This is a genomic window from Pseudomonas sp. RU47, assembly GCF_004011755.1.
In the GTDB taxonomy this organism is placed as follows: Bacteria; Pseudomonadota; Gammaproteobacteria; order Pseudomonadales; family Pseudomonadaceae; genus Aquipseudomonas.
Map to the genome: position 1 here is coordinate 6303727 of NZ_CP022411.1, position 17766 is coordinate 6321492.

The following is a 17766-nucleotide window of genomic DNA, read 5'->3' on the forward strand; positions in this document are numbered from 1 at the left end:
CTTTCAGGTCGGCGTACCTCTGCAGCATCCCCCAATCAGTCCCCTCTCCCTCTGGGAGAGGGTTAGGGTGAGGGGCTTTTGATCTTCAGAGGGCTTTGACCACCGCCGGCGGATGCATCTTCGACAACCCAAGGTTCTTCAGCGCCAATTGCAGCGAGCTGTGGATCACTTGCGGGTTATCAATGGTCATCAACTCGGCCAACAACTCCTGGGCCTTGCTCAGATTGACCTGACGCAACATCCACTTCACCTTCGGCAAGTTGGTGGCGTTCATCGACAAACTGTCGAAACCCATCGCCATCAACAGCACCGCCGCCGCCGGATCACCGGCCATCTCGCCGCAGATACTCACCGGTTTGCCTTCGGCATGGGCATCGCGCACCACGGTCTGCAAAGCTTGCAGCACCGCCGGATGCAGGTAATCGTAAAGATCGGCCACACGCGGGTTGTTACGGTCGACCGCCAGCAAATACTGGGTCAGGTCGTTGGAGCCGACGGACAGAAAATCGACCATCCGCGCCAGTTCCTTGGTCTGATAAACCGCCGCCGGAATCTCGATCATCACGCCAATCGGCGGCATCGGCACGTCGGTGCCTTCGTCGCGCACTTCGCCCCAGGCCCGGTGGATCAGGTGCAGAGCTTCTTCGAGTTCGTGGGTGCCGGAGATCATCGGCAGCAGAATCCGCAGGTTGTTCAGGCCTTCGCTGGCCTTGAGCATTGCGCGGGTCTGCACCAGGAAGATTTCCGGGTGATCGAGGGTGACGCGAATGCCGCGCCAGCCGAGGAACGGGTTGTCTTCCTTGATCGGGAAGTACGACAGCGACTTGTCACCGCCGATGTCGAGGCTGCGCATGGTCACCGGTTGCGGGTGGAACGCGGCGAGCTGCTCGCGGTAGATCGCCAGTTGTTCTTTCTCGCTCGGGAAGCGCTGGTTGATCATGAACGGCACTTCGGTGCGGTACAGGCCGACACCTTCGGCGCCACGCTTCTGCGCCCGCGCCACATCGGCGAGCAAACCGGTGTTGACCCACAGCGGCATGCGGTGGCCGTCAAGGGTCACGCATGGCAGGTCGCGCAGGGTGTCGAGGCCCAGCGCCAGTTGTTTCTCTTCTTCGACGACTTCGGCGAACTGCTTGCGCAGCACTTCGCTCGGGTTGGTGTAGACCTCGCCGCGTGTGCCGTCGACGATCATTTCGATGCCGTCGACCTTGGCGTACGGCAGGTCGACCAGACCCATCACCGTCGGAATGCCCATGGCCCGGGCAAGAATCGCGACGTGGGAGTTACCCGAGCCGAGTACCGAAACCAGACCGACCAGCGTGCCTTCCGGCACCTCGCCGAGCATCGCCGGCGTCAGCTCTTCGCTGACCAGAATGGTCTTTTCCGGGTAGACCAGGTTCTGCTGGCGCTCTTCCTGCAAATAGGCGAGCAGGCGGCGACCGAGGTCTTTGACGTCCGAGGCACGCTCACGCAGGTAGGCGTCGTCCATCAGTTCGAAACGGTTGACGTGTTCCGTGACCACCTGACGCAGCGCGCCCTGGGCCCACTGGCCGGTCTTGATCACGGTGGTGATTTCGCTGCCCAGCGAGGCATCGTCGAGCATCATCAGGTAAACGTCGAACAGCGCGCGCTCTTCCGGGCGCAGTTGGGTCGCGAGCTTGGCGGACAGCGCGCGCATGTCGGCGCGCACGCCTTCGATGGCGGTTTTGAACAGTGCCAGCTCGGCGTTGATGTCGGTGATGGTCTTGTCCGGCACCACGTCCAGATCCGCCGGCGGCAGCATGACCACCGCGGTACCGACCGCCGCACCCGGCGAACCCGGCACGCCGACGAACTTGGCTTCCTGAATGCCTTTGCCCTGACGGCCCAGACCGCGGATGGAACCTGTGGCCTCGGCGTGGGCGATAACGCCGGCAAGCTGCGCGCTCATGGTCACGAGGAAAGCTTCTTCACCTTCGTCGAACTGGCGGCGCTCTTTTTGCTGGATGACCAACACGCCGACGACGCGGCGGTGGTGAATGATCGGTGCGCCGAGGAACGAGGCATAACGCTCTTCACCGGTTTCGGCGAAGTAGCGGTAGCGCGGGTGAACCGAAGCGTTTTCGAGGTTCAGGGGTTCTTCACGCGTGCCGACCAGACCGACCAGACCTTCGTTGGGTGCCATGCTGACCTTGCCGATCGAGCGCTTGTTCAAGCCCTCGGTGGCCATCAGGACGAAGCGGTTGGTCTCGGGATCAAGCAGGTAGACCGAGCAGACCTGGCTGCCCATGGCCTCTTTGACGCGCAACACAATAATCCCCAACGCCGCCTTGAGATCCTTGGCGGAGTTAACTTCCTGGACGATCTTGCGCAGCGTATTGAGCATGGCTCGGGGTCGAACTCCGTCGTCAGTCGCGCGCTAAAAGGCGCGGGGCAAGCTCTTTGAGGGCGCGGCGATACACCTCGCGCTTGAATGTCACCACCTGGCCCAACGGATACCAATAGCTGACCCAGCGCCAGCCATCGAACTCCGGTTTACCGGTCAAATCCATCCGCACCCGCTGCTCGTTGGAGATCAGGCGCAGGAGAAACCATTTCTGTTTCTGGCCGATGCACAGCGGTTGGCTGTGCGTACGCACCAGACGTTGCGGCAAACGATAGCGCAACCAGCCCCGAGTACAGGCCAGTATTTCAACATCTTCACGTTCCAGGCCAACTTCTTCGTTCAGCTCGCGGTACAAGGCGTCTTCCGGCGTCTCTTCAGGGTTGATTCCCCCTTGCGGAAACTGCCAGGCATCTTGATTGATACGGCGAGCCCATAGCACCTGGCCGGCGTCATTCGTCAGAATGATCCCGACATTGGGGCGGAAACCATCGGGGTCGATCACGGCAACAACCTCGCAAACGCATGTCGCCGCATTGTTCCACAAAGGTTGATAAGGCGGCAACGAAGCTTCCTACCTTATGTGCACTCTTGTGAAAAGACCGTATTCTTGTCGCCTTTTTACAGACTTATCAGCGGGTAACTGCAATGCGCCTGGCACTCTTCGATTTGGACAACACCCTTCTGGGCGGCGACAGCGATCACGCCTGGGGCGACTATCTGTGTGAACGCGGCTTCCTCGACCCGATTGCGTACAAAGCGCGCAACGACGAGTTCTATCAGGATTACCTGGCCGGCAAACTGGATAACGCCGCGTACCTGAACTTCTGCCTTGAGATTCTCGGCCGCACCGACATGGCCGTGCTCGAGCAATGGCACAGCGATTACATGCGCGACTGCATCGAACCGATCGTGTTGCCGCAGGCGCTGGAACTGCTGAAAAAGCACCGCGACGCCGGCGACAAACTGGTGATCATCACCGCGACCAACCGCTTCGTCACCGCGCCGATTGCTGTGCGTCTGGGCGTTGAAACCCTGATTGCCACTGAATGTGAAATGGTCGATGGCCGTTACAGCGGGCGCAGCACTGATATTCCTTGCTTCCGCGAAGGCAAGGTGACCCGCCTGAACCGTTGGCTGGAAGAGACCGGGTATTCGTTGGATGACAGCTATTTCTATAGCGATTCGATGAATGATTTGCCGTTGCTGGAGCAGGTGGCGAATCCGGTGGCTGTCGATCCGGATCCGAATCTGCGGGCTGAGGCCGAGAAGCGTGGCTGGCCGGTGATTTCGTTGCGCGGCTGATTATGCCTTCGCGAGCAGGCTCGCTCCCACATTGGATCTGTGTCGTTCACAAATCCCCTGTGGGAGCGAGCCTGCTCGCGAATGGGGTCGACACGGTCTGAAGCCCTAGACAGGCTTGGCACCCATCAAAGCCGCAATGGCGAGAAACCCGATGCCGCTGACAATCGCCAGCGCCAGATTGAATTTCCAGTTGCCAACCCCGCTAGTCCACAGCCGATTAAGTCGCACCAACAGCCACACTGCACTCAACGTGGCCACGGCATAGATCACGCTGGAACCCAGAATCCAGAATTGCCCCAACGGCCAGCCAATCAAATGCACCAGCCACCAGCCAGTGAAGGGCATGCTGAGCATCGCGATCAGCATCAAGCACCAGATAAACAGCCAAGGGCGCTGCATCGTGCTGGCCGGCCCTTCGCTGCGATTACGCCAAGTCAAAGCAGCGAGCCCCAACCCGCTGGCGAGGATCACCACGGTCGCCGCGACGTGAAGAACTTTCAGGGTGGTCAGGGTTTCCATGAATTTCTCTTCCTTGGGCCATGCCCATCAGCGTAGCCGCTCAGCCAAGAAACAGCTGATAGGCCGGGTTCTCGCTTTCATCCCAGTACGGGTAACCGATTTCCTCAAGGGCCGCCGGCACCAGATGACGCTCGTCGTGCGGCACTTGCAGGCCCGCGACCACACGGCCATCGGCAGCGCCGTGGTTGCGGTAATGGAACATCGAAATGTTCCAGCGCCCACCGAGCTTATTAAGGAAGTTGAACAGCGCCCCCGGACGTTCCGGGAACTCGAAGCGGAACACCACTTCATCAATCACGTGCGCCGCGTGCCCGCCGACCATGTGGCGGATGTGCAGCTTGGCCAGTTCGTTGTCGGTCAGGTCGACGACCGGGAAACCCTGCTCGGTCAGGCTCGCCAGCAGTGCGCTGCGCGGGTCGTTGTCCGGGTGGGTCTGCACGCCGACGAAAATGTGCGCTTCGCTGCCGGTGTTGTATCGGTAATTGAATTCAGTGATCTGGCGCTTGCCGACGGCCTCGCAGAACGCCTTGAAGCTGCCGGCCTTCTCCGGGATGGTCACGGCGATGATCGCTTCACGACCCTCACCCAGTTCGGCGCGCTCGGCAACATGACGCAGGCGGTCGAAGTTGACGTTGGCACCGGAGTCGATGGCCACGAAAGTCTGGCCACTGACGCCGCGCAACTCGACGTATTTCTTGATCCCGGCCACGCCTAAAGCACCGGCAGGTTCGGTGATCGAGCGGGTATCGTCGTAGATATCTTTAATTGCTGCGCAGATCTCGTCGGTGCTGACAGTGATCACTTCATCGACATAGTCTTTGCAGATGTCGAAGGTGTGCTGACCGATCTGTGCCACCGCCACGCCGTCGGCGAAGATGCCCACGGTCGGCAGCACCACGCGCTCACCGGCGGCCATCGCCGCTTGCAAGCAGTTGGAATCGTCCGGCTCGACGCCGATGACTTTGATGTCCGGACGCAGGTATTTGACGTACGCGGCGATGCCAGCGATCAGACCGCCGCCGCCGACCGGAACAAAAATCGCGTCCAGCGGCTGCGGGTGCTGGCGCAGAATCTCCATCGCCACGGTGCCCTGCCCGGCAATGGTGTGCGGATCGTCGTACGGATGGATGTAAACGTAGCCTTTTTCATCGACCAGTTTCAGCGAGTAGGCCAGGGCTTCCGGGAACGAATCACCGTGCAGCACCACTTTGCCGCCGCGCGAACGCACGCCTTCGACTTTGATCTCGGGGGTGGTCTTGGGCATGACGATGGTGGCTTTTACGCCCAGCACTTTCGCCGCCAGGGCCAGGCCCTGCGCATGGTTGCCCGCCGACGCGGTGACCACGCCACGGGCGCGTTCTTCATCGCTCAGTTGCGTCAGTTTGTTGTAGGCGCCGCGAATCTTGAACGAGAACACTGGCTGCAAGTCTTCGCGCTTGAGCCAAATGTCGTTGCCCAGCCGCTCGGAGAGCTGGCGAGCGTTCTGCAGCGGGGTTTCTACGGCAACGTCATAAACGCGCGAGGTGAGGATCTTTTTGACGTACTGTTCGAGCATCGGAAAGCATCACTGAGCGGTTGAGCGGGACCGAGGAGTCTAACCCGGCTTTTGCCCGCACGACCACACGAATCCAGAGGTTTTAGCCGCGCTTGCGGCTATAATGCCGGCCTTTCCGTTCTCACCTTGCCCGCTTCCGGAGCCCGCATGACCCAGGATCAACTCAAACAGGCAGTGGCTCAGGCCGCCGTCGACTTCATCCTTCCGAAACTCGACGACAAGAGCATTGTCGGGGTCGGCACCGGCTCCACCGCCAACTGCTTCATCGACGCCCTGGCCCAGCACAAGGGCGCGTTCGATGGCGCGGTGGCCAGTTCCGAAGCTACCGCCGCGCGCCTCAAGGGCCACGGAATTCCGGTGTATGAGCTGAACACCGTCAGCGACCTGGAGTTCTACGTTGATGGCGCCGACGAAAGCGATGCGCACCTGAACCTGATCAAGGGCGGCGGCGCCGCACTGACCCGCGAGAAGATCGTCGCGGCTGTGGCCAAGACCTTCATCTGCATCGCCGACGCCAGCAAATTGGTACCGGTGCTGGGCGAGTTCCCGCTGCCGGTCGAAGTGATCCCGATGGCGCGCAGCCATGTCGCTCGCCAACTGGTGAAACTGGGCGGCGACCCGGTGTACCGCGAAGGCGTGCTGACCGACAACGGCAACATCATTCTCGACGTGTTCAACCTGCAGATCACCAACCCGGTGGAGCTGGAAGCGCAGATCAATGCAATCGTCGGCGTGGTGACCAATGGCCTGTTCGCGGCGCGTCCGGCGGATCTGTTGTTGCTGGGCACTAGCGAAGGCGTGAAAACCCTCAAGGCTGAGTAATCCCAGACTGCCCGAAATTAATGGGCAGACGAAATACCCCTGCAGGAGTGAGCCTGCTCGCGATAGCGGTGGATCAGTTGATATTGATGTCGACTGACACACCGCTATCGCGAGCAGGCTCACTCCTACAATGGTTTTGTGGTGCTGGTTAGTTCGGCGTTGGTTTTTTGAAGACGTAAAACAGGTTCGGCTCACTGACCAGATACAACGCCCCGTCATCATCCATGGCAATGCCTTCTGCCTGCGGCACGGTTTTCTTCAAACCCTGCCGACCGCCACTGATGGACATCGTGCTCAACGGTCGTCCACCGACATCCAGTTCCAGAATCAATCTCGACTCATCCGACAGCGCCAACAAATGGCCGCTGCGCTCGTCGTATTGCAGGCTCGACAGATCGCGCACGAACATCCCGGCATCGCGCTTGGGGTCGTTGATCACATGCACCGCGTAGGATTTCTCCGGATTGAAGTGCGGAAAGCCGTGCACTTCGTAGATCAGCATCGGGTTGCGTTCTTTCGCGACAAACAGGCGCTTGCCCACCGAGTCATACGCCAGGCCTTCAAAACCCTTGTTGCTGGCCATATGCACGCCAAGGGTCATCTGCTCGGCATCATCTGCGTCGAGGAACGTGGTGTCTGCTTCCAGGTGAATCTTGATCAACCGCTGCTGACGCTCATCAGTGATCACGTAGGTGTCGGCGCTGATGAACTCGACGGCTTCCGGATCGCCGAAACCAATCAGGGCGATGCGCCGCAGGATCTGGCCTTCGAGCGACAGTTCGACCAGTTCGGAATTCTTGTTGGTCACGGTGAACAGGCTTTTGCGCACCGGATCGAAGGTCAGCGCCGAGACATCGTCGTCCAGCCCGTCAATCACCCGCGCTTCAATCTCGACGCGATACTGATCCAGCGCAATCGACTCGCTACTCTGCGGTTGCCACAGGGTGTGCAAGTTAAACCAGGCGCGCTCGAACAGGCGCATGTATTGGCCGATCGCGATCAACGCGATCAGGGCAATCACCGACAGGATGATCATCAGGGGTTTGGGACGGGCAAGTCGACGCATTCGGATGAGCTCGGGATCAAAACAGGCGGATGAAATATCACGCCCGTCTGAACTGAAGCTTAATGGCCACTTGCCTGTCAGGACAATCAGACTTGTCTGAAATTGCCGCGAGGACAGTTATTACTGTTTTTCGAAGCGATAGAACAGGTTCGGCTCGCTGACCATGTACAGCGTACCCGCTTCATCCATGGTCACGCCTTCGGCGCGGGGAATGGTGTTTTTCAGGCCATTGAAACCGCCGAGAAGGGTCATGAAGCTTACCTGCTCGCCCTTCTCGTCCAGCTCCAGCAGCAGATGTGAGTCGGCGGACAGCACCAGTGTGTGCTGGGTGCGCGGGTCAATCGCCAAGGCCGAGAGGTTGCGAATATCCAGTTCATCACTGGCGAGTTTTTGCTTGTCGCCCTTGAGGGTCTGGCTGCCATCGCTTTTCCAGGTGAACAGCGCCGGTGGCCGCTCCTCACCGAGCAGCAATTGCTGATTATGGGAATCCCAGGTAATGGCTTCGAAGGCTTTGTTCTGATCTTTCGACGGGCCGAGATCGTATTTCGGGAAGTCGGCGATGTGCAATTCGCGGGTGTCGGCATCGACTTTGACGATCGACAGCATGTGCTGGCGCTCATCGACGATGGCCATCAGGCCATTTTCCATGACGGTCAGGCCTTCCGGATTGCTCCAGCCCACCAGCGGCATCTTGCGCAGTACATCGCCCTGCAAAGTGAGTTCAGCGAGAAACGGGTTCTTGCCCATCACCGAGAAGAGCGTTTTGGTCTGCGGGTTGTACGCCAGATCCGAGGCCTCGTCCTTCTCCATACCGGTCAACGGCTTGGCATCGATCACCACCCGGTAGTCCGGCAGCCAGATACTTTCCTTCTGCTCGGTCTGGCTTTCGAAGCGTTCCTGCAGCCAAAGCACACCGCGATCATCCCAATGCATGGCAAACGCCACGGCATAAGCGGCGGCAATCACCAGCAAGAGCCAGACATACCAACGCAGGGCGAAACGTGAACGGCGGGTGGGTTTGAGCTGAGTTTGAGATGACATCGAGGGACGCGTTCCGAAAATTCAGGCTATGGGTAATAGCACAAAGAGGCCGGCTCAGACGCCAGAATGAGAGGAATTATCCGTACAGGATGTGAAAAAAACGGCAAATGGCGGGATTGCCCTGCACGCTTGCAAGGTGGATCACACAAATGTGGGAGCGAGCCTGCTCGCGAAGACGGAGTGTCAGGCAACGATGATGTCGACTGACCTGGCGCCTTCGCGAGCAGGCTCGCTCCCACAGGGGATTTGCGGCGTGGCGGTTAGCGCACGTTGCTGGTGAAGCTGCTCGCGCCAACCAGTTCGAGGACGATGTCATCGCCCACGCTCAGCGGGCCAACACCCACCGGCGTACCGGTGAGGATCACGTCACCGGCCTGCAGCGAGAAGCAGCCGGCCATGTGCTGGATCATCGGCACGATAGGGTTGAGCATCGCGCTGCTGTTGCCGTCCTGACGCACTTCGCCGTTGATGGTCAGGCGAATGCCTATGTCGGTCAGGTCAGCAAAGGTGCTGCCAACCACGAACGGCGCAATCACCGCCGCGCCGTCGAACGACTTGGCGATTTCCCACGGCAGGCCCTTGGCTTTCAGCTCCGCCTGCTTGTCGCGCAGGGTCAGGTCCAGCGCCGGGGCGAAACCGGAGATCGCATCGAGCACTTCTTCACGGCTCGGTTTGGTCGACAACGGCTTGCCGATCAACACAGCGATTTCCGCCTCGTAGTGCACAGAACCGCGTTCGGTCGGAATGGCGAAACCGCCTTCCAGCTCGACCACGCAACTGCCCGGCTTGATGAACAGCAACGGCTCGGTAGGCACCGGGTTGTCCAGTTCCTTGGCGTGTTCGGCGTAATTACGGCCAATGCACACGACTTTCCCGATCGGGAAGTGGATGCGCGTGCCGTCGACGTACTGGTGCTGATAGCTCATTTACCGACTCCTGCCTTCATTGATTCATCAAAGATTGTCGATCAAACCGCGAAAATCTTGCCCGGGTTCATGATGCCGTTCGGGTCGAACACCGCTTTCACCGCTTTCATGTACTCGATCTCGACCGGGGAGCGGCTGTAGGTCAAGTAATCGCGTTTGGTCATGCCCACGCCGTGCTCGGCGGAGATCGAACCGTTGTACTTCTCGACGGTTTCAAACACCCACTTGTTGACGGTCGCGCACTTGGCGAAGAACTCGTCCTTGCTCAGGTTATCCGGCTTGAGGATGTTCAAGTGCAGGTTGCCGTCGCCGATGTGGCCGAACCAGACGATTTCGAAATCCGGGTAGTGTTCACCGACGATCGCGTCAATTTCCTTTAGAAATGCTGGCACTTTCGACACAGTGACCGAGATGTCGTTCTTGTACGGCGTCCAGTGCGAGATGGTTTCGGAGATGTATTCGCGCAGCTTCCACAGGTTCTGCAGCTGGGTTTCGCTCTGGCTCATCACGCCATCCAGCACCCAGCCCTGCTCGACGCAGTGCTCGAAAGTTTCCAGTGCGCTGTTGGCCACTTCTTCGGTGGTCGCTTCAAATTCCAGTAATGCGTAGAACGGGCAATCGGTTTCGAATGGCGCCGGAACGTCGCCTCGGCCCATGACTTTAGCCAAGGCTTTATCAGAGAAGAATTCGAACGCGGTCAGATCGAGTTTGCCCTGGAAGGCGTGCAGCACCGGCATGATCGAGTCGAAATCGGCGGTGCCGAGGACCATCGCGGTGAGGTTTTTCGGCGCACGATCCAGACGCATGGTCGCTTCGACGACGAAACCGAGGGTGCCTTCAGCGCCGATGAACAGCTGACGCAAGTCGTAACCGGTGGCGTTCTTGATCAGGTCTTTGTTCAGTTCGAGCACGTCGCCCTTGCCGGTGACGACTTTCATGCCGGCCACCCAGTTGCGGGTCATGCCGTAGCGAATCACTTTGATCCCGCCGGCATTGGTGCCGATATTCCCGCCAATCTGACTGGAACCTGCCGAAGCGAAGTCGACCGGGTAGTACAGGCCCTTTTCTTCAGCGACGTTCTGCAAATGCTCGGTGACCACGCCCGGCTGACAAACGGCGGTGCGGTCGGTGAGGTTCACGTCGAGAATCTGATTCATGTAGTCGAACGACACGACCACTTCGCCGTTGGCCGCTACCGCAGCCGCAGAGAGCCCGGTGCGCCCGCCCGATGGCACCAGCGCCACCTTGTGCGTGTTGGCCCAACGGACCACCGCCTGCACCTGCTCGATGGTCTTGGGAAACACGATAGCGCTTGGCGCCGGGGCGAAGTGCTTGGTCCAATCCTTACCATACGCATTCAGGGAGTCGGCGTCGGTCAGGACCTTGCCAGGCTCGACCAGGGTCTTCAGTTCTTCAATCAGGGCAGGATTGGTCATCGACAGAACTCTCGAACAATTCATGGTCATCCTGAGAACGCTTCACGTCGCAGGAATGAGTGTTTAGCGGGGAGGCTATGCTAGCATATCGACCCCGCAGGACAGTGCCCAAGGCCAGATCCGCGGAGACGACTTTCTTGTCGTCCGGGTCAGCGTCTGTTGACCATTTCCTGCCATTTTTCTCCGGGATACAGGTTTACGCAGATGAGCAAGACTTCTCTCGATAAGAGCAAGATCAAGTTCCTTCTTCTCGAAGGCGTCCACCAATCGGCTGTCGACGTCCTCAAGGCGGCGGGCTACACCAGCATCGAATACCTGACAGGTTCCTTGCCGGAAGCCCAGCTCAAGGAAAAGATCGCTGACGCTCACTTCATCGGCATTCGTTCGCGCACCCAACTGACCGAAGAGATCTTCGATCACGCGAAGAAGCTGGTTGCGGTCGGCTGTTTCTGCATCGGCACCAACCAGGTTGACCTGAGTGCTGCCCGTGAGCGCGGTATTGCCGTGTTCAACGCGCCGTACTCCAACACCCGCTCCGTTGCCGAGCTGGTGCTGGCCGAAGCGATCCTGCTGCTGCGCGGCATCCCGGAGAAAAACGCTTCCTGCCACCGTGGCGGCTGGATCAAGTCCGCAGCCAACTCCTTCGAGATCCGTGGCAAGAAACTCGGCATCGTCGGCTACGGCTCGATCGGTACGCAGCTGTCGGTTCTGGCTGAAGGCCTGGGCATGCAGGTGTACTTCTACGACACCGTAACCAAACTGCCGCTGGGCAACGCGACTCAGATCGGTAGCCTGACCGAGCTGCTGGGCATGTCCGACATCGTCACCCTGCACGTTCCGGAAACCGCTGCGACCCAGTGGATGATCGGCGAGAAGGAAATCCGCGCCATCAAAAAGGGCGGCATCCTGATCAACGCGGCGCGCGGCACCGTGGTCGAGCTGGACGCCCTGGCGGACGCGATCAAGGACAAGCACCTGATCGGCGCGGCCATCGATGTATTCCCGGTGGAGCCACGCTCCAACGACGAAGAGTTCGAAAGCCCGCTGCGTGGCCTCGACAACGTGATCCTGACTCCGCACATCGGTGGTTCGACCGCCGAAGCGCAAGCCAACATCGGTCTGGAAGTGGCAGAAAAACTGGTCAAGTACAGCGACAACGGTACGTCCGTTTCGTCGGTGAACTTCCCGGAAGTGGCCCTGCCGGCTCACCCTGGCAAGCACCGTCTGCTGCACATCCACGAGAACATCCCGGGTGTGATGAGCGAGATCAACAAGGTCTTCGCCGAAAACGGCATCAACATCTCCGGTCAGTTCCTGCAGACCAACGAGAAGGTTGGCTACGTGGTGATCGACGTCGACGCCGAGTACTCGGAGCTGGCGCAAGAGAAGCTGCAGCACGTCAACGGCACTATCCGTAGCCGGGTTCTTTTCTAAGAACAGCTACAAGCCGCGAGCTACAAGCGGCAAGTGATGTTCGCTTGTGCTTTTGCTTGAAGCTCGTAGCTTGCAACTCGCCGCTGATAAAAAAGGGAGCCCCGAAAGGGCTCCCTTTTTTATTCCACGTTGATGGTGATTTTCTTCGAGACGATTGGCGGGTCGAATGCCATGTGACCGCTGTCGCCAAGTTCCAGCTGCAAGGTGTGCTTGCCCGGGGCGAGCTTGATCTCAGCCTGGGTCTGCGCCTTGCCGAAGTGCATATGGTTGGCATCGGTAGGGACGACCGAACCGGCAGGAACAATTTCCTTGGCGTCGATCAGCAGGTGATGGTGACCGGTGTTCTTGGTGACGTCACCGGCCGGCGCCAGTGCGACGTCCTTGGTACCGAACTTGACGGTGAAGGTCTGCGAAACCGTGGCCCCGTCTGCGGGAGAAACGATGAACACTTCGGCGCCTTTGGGGGCCGGTGTCGCCGCACTGGCCAGCACCGAAACGCCCATCAGCACACCCGCGAACGCTGCACGTGACATAAAGCTTTTCATTTTCTTCTCCAGTTTTTCCGTAAAATCCGCACGGTCATGACAACTTCATGACCATTCGTTGTCGAAGGCACTCGACAACCATAGCAAAGCGAGCCTGACTCAGAGCGTCGCGATAATGATTTCAAAGGAGTGACCATGCGTTTTCTGCCTGGCCTGATCTGCCTGCTACCCCTTTTGAGCCCTTTGGCTCATGCCGAACTGATTGATGACGTCAACGACCGTGGCGAGCTGCGCATTGCCCTTGAGGCTAATACACCGCCCTTCAATTTCAAGGAAGGCGACACACTCACGGGGTTCGAGGTCGAGCTTGGGCAACTGCTCGCCCGGGAGCTGGATGTACGCGCCGATTTCATCGTCACCGACGAGGCCGACCTGCTCCAGGGCGTTGAAAGCGGCAAATACGACGTTGCGCTTAACCACATAGCACTGACACCCGAACTCAAGGATCGTTTCGACTTCAGCGAGCCTTACGGCAAGGTCGATGGGCAGTTGCTGGCGAAGAAAGACGAGACGCCACGGCCGATGGTGCTGGTGCAGGCATTGACTGAAGAGAAGCCGAAAGCGGCGGAGCCAGTGGATTTGGCGATTCCGTTTCAGAAGGGTAATCCGGCGTTTCAGGCCAGTCTTGCGAGCGCGATGGAGCGGATCAAGGCGGATGGGCGTTTGGCAGCGCTGACCGAGAAGTGGTTGAAGCCTTAAAAGCCCCTCACCCTAGCCCTCTCCCCGAGGGAGAGGGGACTGATTGGGGGATGCTGAAGGAATACGCCGACCTGAAATGGGTATACCGAATCCGAAATCGACTGAAAATGGCTTTGTCGAATCCATAGTCGATCGTTCATGGCTTTGTCGACGTAATCGATCAGTCATGGCTGTCTCGAATCCATAGTCAACAAGGTCTTTCAGGTCGATGAATAGCGCCAGACACTTCGGTCGGCCCCCTCTCCCTCCGGGAGAGGGCTGGGGTGAGGGTAACGATTCAGGATCAGTCCAAAGCAGCCAGTGCCAGCGCGGCCTGCGGCAATTCCAGTTCACTGAAAACCTGCACACCATGGCGCTTGAGCAACGCGGCCGTCACCCCTTCGCCATTGACTTTGACGCCACTGAACGTCCCGTCATACGTCAGCAGATTCCCACAAGATGGACTGTTGGCCTTCAGCACCGCCACGCGAATCCCGTGCTTCTGCACCAACTCCAGCGCCTGCCGCGCACCCTCCAGAAACTGCGCGCTGACATCCTCATCCTCAGTGGTGATCACCGCCGCAACACCATCCAGCACTTCACCACCCTGCCCGCCCGGAATCTCCGCTGCTGCCCGTGGCGTCGGCAAACCGCCTGCAACCTCCGGACACAACGGCACCACCCGCCCTTCGGCAATCCACTGCTCCAGCAGATCAAACGGCCCGCTCGCACCGCCGTCATAACGTACGCGATGCCCCAGCAGGCAGCGACTGACCAGAATCCTGTCCATCTCAGAACGGCTCGTTGCCACGGCGACGGAACCAACCGGTCAGCGACAAGCGCTCGCGGTGCGCCGGCAGCACTTCATGAGGCACTTCGCCGGAGAGAAACACCACCAGACACCCGCCAGTAGGCTGCACGTCGTGCACGCGCTCATCGTTCAGATACATGCGTAACTGACCACCGTCCTCCGGCAGCCACGCGTCATTGAGATAGACCACCACCGACACCATGCGCTTGTCATCATCGCGAAAGCGGTCGACATGTCGGCGATAAAACGCACCCGGCGGATACAGCGCGAAGTGACATTCGAAATCCTCAAGACCGAGAAACAAGCCACGGTTGAGCGCCTCGCGCAGGCTCTCCATCAGGTTTAGATAACGGTCGCTGGCCTCAGCCTGACCGGGATCGATCCACTGGATGTGGTCGCCACGAATCCCCTCGCGTATCTCTGAAAACGGCCCACGGCCCACCGCCGCCGGCGCCAGTTCACCTTCGGCCTCACGTTTACGGCACTCGGCCGCCAGCTCGCGGGTCAAACCGGCGGGCAGGAATATGTTCTGCTGCGACCAGCCGTGTTCGGCCAGGTCATCGACAATGCGTAACAGCAGTGGGTGTTCAGAGGATATTTGCATGGCGCGCATAGTATGTCGGCGGCAAGAAATCCGACAGAGCCACGCGGCGGCTTGCTACGAATTCTCGACAAGTACCGGCACCGCACGGAGAATAGTCGGCTGCTGACAGGAGTCCCTATGCGCCGTTTGCTTTTTTCACTGTTGATGTTCTGCGTGTTGCCCGCCTGGGCGGACGGCCACGATCAGTTGTACAAGGTCGCCGGCTGGCCAGATCAACGTGCGCATTTCAACGATGCCCTGACGGCCGCACAGCAGCGCTATCAGAACAGCCTGCCGCCCGCCGTATTTCAGGCGCTGGTGAACAACAGCAATCAGCGCTTTGCCCCGCAGGCTGTTGATCAACGTGCCGAAGCGCAACTGCGGCAGAAGCTCGCTGATCCAAAACCGGCGCTGACCTTCTTTCAATCGCCGCTGGGCAAGAAAATCGTCGCCGCCGAATTGCTCGCGACGCGCCGCGATCAATTGGCGAAAAATGCCAAGGGTTTGCCAAAGATGCAGGCCAGCGACAGCCGTCTGCTGATCATTGGCCACCTCGCTCAGGCGCTGCCAGCGCGTGAAGCTGGCGCCGAAGTGAGTCTGGCGATTGCCGGCGTGGCGGCGGACAGCCTGAGTTCGATGATTCCGGGGCTGCTCGGTGGCGGTCAGGCGCAAGGCATGCTCAATGGTCAGCGCCAGCGTTTGATGGATCAGATTGGTGCGGACATGAACAACACGCTGCTCTATGTCTATCGCGATCTGTCGGATGAAGAGCTGGAAGAGTTCGCGACGTTTGCCGAGTCGGCTGAGGGTAAGGCGTATTACCAGGCGGCGTTGGCGGCAATTCGCGCAGGGTTGGCTGTCGGGCAATGATCTTTAGCGCCTGACCGGCCGCCTTCGCGAGCAGGCTCGCTCCCACAATGGATCTTCAGCGAACACAAAATTGTGAACATCCAAAATCCCCTGTGGGAGCGAGCCTGCTCGCGAAGAGGCCCTCAAAGACGCTAAAGATTCCGGCCCCTGATCCGCTTGCTCAAGAATTCGAAATACTCCTCACGCATCTCCACCGTCTCATTCGCCAGATGATGCCGCGCCTCGGCCAGCAGCAAGATCTGCGGCCGGTCGAACTTCCACTTCATCACCTGCAGATTGTGCTGCCAGTCGACCGTCATGTCCGCCTGCCCCTGAATGATCAATGGCCGCCGCGGACTTTTTTTCGCGTGCTCGACGCGAATGATCCAACGCGACAACGCCCCCACCCATTTCGTCGGCAAGCGCCGTGGCTGCAACGGATCTGCCTGCAGAAACGGCAGGAAATCCGGATCATTGGAGTTCTCGCTGAAGCGTCGAGCGACACCCCGAACGAAAGGCCTGAGCAGGTAATAACTCAACTGCGACCAGCCCCATGCCCGCGGCCGCACCAGCGGCGCCATCAAAATCACCTGGCCTTGCGCCGGGCTGTTTTCGCCGTGATTGAGCAGATGATCGACCACAATCGCCCCGCCGGTGCTCTGCCCGCACAAATGCCACGGCTGCGGCAACGCGATCGACTGCGCCTCGGCGAACAACGCTTGCAGGACATCCTGGTACTCGGAGAAATCGCGAATGCTCGCGCGCGGCCCGCTTGACAAGCCATGGCCCGGCAAGTCGCAGGCGATCACCGCAAAATCCTGATCCAGCGCCCACTTGATCACATGCCGATACAGCCCGGTGTGATCGTAGTAGCCGTGCAGCAGAAACAGCGTCGCCTTGACCTTCTCCGGCCACCAGCAATGGCTGACCACTTCATAGCCATCGACCTCGAAACGGCCCATGCCACGCCAGACATCCCGCTCGGGAAAGTCGGTTTGGTAGAAACGCTGATAGGCCTTGGCCTCGTCCGACAATGGCTGCCACTCGGCCAAAGGCTTGAGGCTGGCGCGAATCTGATCGGGGTCGAAAGTGGCAGGCATGCGGGAATTCCAAAGCGGTAAACAGACTTTATCGGCCTGCGATATTCATCTGTCGGAGCAAGCATGGCAAGCTAGCCCACCTCTTCTGGAACGAAAACCATGCGTTCGCCCTACCGCACCGCACTGTTTGCCAGCCTGCTCGCGCTGATCTGCGCCGGGGTGCTGTGGGCGGCGTACGACTGGTTTCAGGGGCGTTATCTGCGTGCTTTCAGCGAACACACGGCGGTGTTTTCCGGTGATCCGCTGCGTCTGCCGGACAATCTCGCCGGCCCCGGCAAGATCCGCCTGGTGCATTTCTGGGACCCGGCCTGCCCGTGCAATGTCGGCAATCAACAGCACCTGACCGAGATGGTCGAACAGTTCGGCGCCAAAGGCGTGGAGTTCTTCGCCGTGCAAAAGGCTGGCAGCCACGGTCAACTGCCCGCGACCCTCAGCAGCCTGAAAACCATCACGATATTGCCCGGTTCCGAACAGGTGCCCGCCAGCCCGGCCGTGGCGATCTGGGACCGTAGCGGCAAACTGGCGTATTTCGGACCGTACAGCGAAGGCCTGACCTGCAACTCCAGCAACAGTTTTATCGAACCGATTTTGAATGCCCTGACAGAAGATCGCCCGGTCAATGCCACGCACACGCTGGCGGTCGGTTGTTACTGCCCGTGGTCTGTGGAGAAGCAGTAAGGCATTCCGGACTTTTCAAGGACAGCGCTGCACGGCACAGAAGGTCTGTGCTAATT

Annotated in this window: 18 protein-coding genes; 6 read left to right on the forward strand and 12 right to left on the reverse strand. The window is 59.5% G+C overall.

All coding sequences use genetic code 11. From position 1 onward, the window contains the following. Positions 1 to 85: 85 nt before the first annotated feature. Entirely contained in the window at positions 86 to 2365 is a 2280-nt protein-coding gene (ptsP, locus tag CCX46_RS28930; protein WP_127930148.1) for a phosphoenolpyruvate--protein phosphotransferase, read from the reverse strand. Positions 2366 to 2387: 22 nt separating this feature from the next. Further along, positions 2388 to 2867: an RNA pyrophosphohydrolase gene (locus CCX46_RS28935; protein WP_003229203.1), complete on the reverse strand. Its 480-nt coding sequence runs from the start codon at positions 2865 to 2867 to the stop codon at positions 2388 to 2390. Between the two features lie 143 nt (positions 2868 to 3010). Between CCX46_RS28935 and CCX46_RS28940 the strand changes: the two genes are divergently transcribed. Beyond that, entirely contained in the window at positions 3011 to 3667 is a 657-nt protein-coding gene (locus CCX46_RS28940; RefSeq protein ID WP_053124792.1) for a histidinol-phosphatase, read from the forward strand. 105 nt (positions 3668 to 3772) lie between these two features. Here the strand turns inward: CCX46_RS28940 and CCX46_RS28945 are convergent, their stop codons facing one another. Both CCX46_RS28945 and ilvA read right to left on the reverse strand, forming a co-directional pair. Further along, a complete protein-coding gene (locus CCX46_RS28945) occupies positions 3773 to 4186 on the reverse strand; it encodes a DUF2269 family protein (RefSeq protein ID WP_127930149.1) in 414 nt (137 codons plus the stop codon). A gap of 40 nt (positions 4187 to 4226) precedes the next feature. Continuing rightward, entirely contained in the window at positions 4227 to 5741 is a 1515-nt protein-coding gene (gene ilvA / locus CCX46_RS28950; RefSeq protein ID WP_123593571.1) for a threonine ammonia-lyase, biosynthetic, read from the reverse strand. A gap of 147 nt (positions 5742 to 5888) precedes the next feature. On the opposite strand from ilvA, the gene rpiA reads away from it, so the two are divergent. Continuing rightward, positions 5889 to 6563, forward strand: coding sequence for a ribose-5-phosphate isomerase RpiA (gene rpiA / locus CCX46_RS28955; RefSeq protein ID WP_007913886.1), 675 nt, complete (start codon positions 5889 to 5891; stop codon positions 6561 to 6563). A gap of 148 nt (positions 6564 to 6711) precedes the next feature. On the opposite strand, the gene CCX46_RS28960 is transcribed toward rpiA, so the two are convergent. The 4 genes from CCX46_RS28960 to CCX46_RS28980 form a co-directional block, all read right to left on the reverse strand. Then, positions 6712 to 7629 (reverse strand): SdiA-regulated domain-containing protein, encoded by a 918-nt coding sequence (locus tag CCX46_RS28960; protein WP_127930150.1) that lies wholly within the window; start codon positions 7627 to 7629, stop codon positions 6712 to 6714. 120 nt (positions 7630 to 7749) lie between these two features. After that, positions 7750 to 8670 (reverse strand): SdiA-regulated domain-containing protein, encoded by a 921-nt coding sequence (locus CCX46_RS28965; RefSeq protein WP_127930151.1) that lies wholly within the window; start codon positions 8668 to 8670, stop codon positions 7750 to 7752. 260 nt (positions 8671 to 8930) lie between these two features. Further along, positions 8931 to 9596: a fumarylacetoacetate hydrolase family protein gene (locus tag CCX46_RS28975; RefSeq protein ID WP_127930152.1), complete on the reverse strand. Its 666-nt coding sequence runs from the start codon at positions 9594 to 9596 to the stop codon at positions 8931 to 8933. A gap of 41 nt (positions 9597 to 9637) precedes the next feature. Beyond that, entirely contained in the window at positions 9638 to 11032 is a 1395-nt protein-coding gene (locus CCX46_RS28980) for an FAD-binding oxidoreductase (RefSeq protein WP_095121590.1), read from the reverse strand. 204 nt (positions 11033 to 11236) lie between these two features. Here CCX46_RS28980 and serA point away from each other — a divergent pair, with 204 nt between their 5' ends. Next, positions 11237 to 12466: a phosphoglycerate dehydrogenase gene (gene serA / locus CCX46_RS28990; RefSeq protein WP_095121592.1), complete on the forward strand. Its 1230-nt coding sequence runs from the start codon at positions 11237 to 11239 to the stop codon at positions 12464 to 12466. Positions 12467 to 12585: 119 nt separating this feature from the next. On the opposite strand, the gene CCX46_RS28995 is transcribed toward serA, so the two are convergent. Beyond that, complete coding sequence (locus CCX46_RS28995; RefSeq protein WP_127930153.1) at positions 12586 to 13011, reverse strand: DUF4399 domain-containing protein; 426 nt, start codon at positions 13009 to 13011, stop codon at positions 12586 to 12588. Between the two features lie 135 nt (positions 13012 to 13146). On the opposite strand from CCX46_RS28995, the gene CCX46_RS29000 reads away from it, so the two are divergent. Beyond that, positions 13147 to 13710 (forward strand): transporter substrate-binding domain-containing protein, encoded by a 564-nt coding sequence (locus tag CCX46_RS29000; RefSeq protein ID WP_127930154.1) that lies wholly within the window; start codon positions 13147 to 13149, stop codon positions 13708 to 13710. A gap of 283 nt (positions 13711 to 13993) precedes the next feature. On the opposite strand, the gene CCX46_RS29005 is transcribed toward CCX46_RS29000, so the two are convergent. Then, positions 13994 to 14479 (reverse strand): DUF523 domain-containing protein, encoded by a 486-nt coding sequence (locus CCX46_RS29005; RefSeq protein WP_127930155.1) that lies wholly within the window; start codon positions 14477 to 14479, stop codon positions 13994 to 13996. A gap of 1 nt (position 14480) precedes the next feature. Next, complete coding sequence (locus CCX46_RS29010) at positions 14481 to 15113, reverse strand: 2OG-Fe(II) oxygenase (RefSeq protein ID WP_127930156.1); 633 nt, start codon at positions 15111 to 15113, stop codon at positions 14481 to 14483. A gap of 108 nt (positions 15114 to 15221) precedes the next feature. On the opposite strand from CCX46_RS29010, the gene CCX46_RS29015 reads away from it, so the two are divergent. Then, positions 15222 to 15953 (forward strand): DUF2059 domain-containing protein, encoded by a 732-nt coding sequence (locus tag CCX46_RS29015; protein ID WP_122604472.1) that lies wholly within the window; start codon positions 15222 to 15224, stop codon positions 15951 to 15953. A gap of 131 nt (positions 15954 to 16084) precedes the next feature. Here CCX46_RS29015 and CCX46_RS29020 read toward each other — a convergent pair whose 3' ends face one another. Then, a complete protein-coding gene (locus CCX46_RS29020; RefSeq protein WP_127930157.1) occupies positions 16085 to 17032 on the reverse strand; it encodes an alpha/beta hydrolase in 948 nt (315 codons plus the stop codon). Between the two features lie 99 nt (positions 17033 to 17131). Here CCX46_RS29020 and CCX46_RS29025 point away from each other — a divergent pair, with 99 nt between their 5' ends. Next, entirely contained in the window at positions 17132 to 17710 is a 579-nt protein-coding gene (locus CCX46_RS29025) for a DUF6436 domain-containing protein (protein WP_127930158.1), read from the forward strand. The last annotated feature ends 56 nt before the right edge of the window (positions 17711 to 17766 follow it).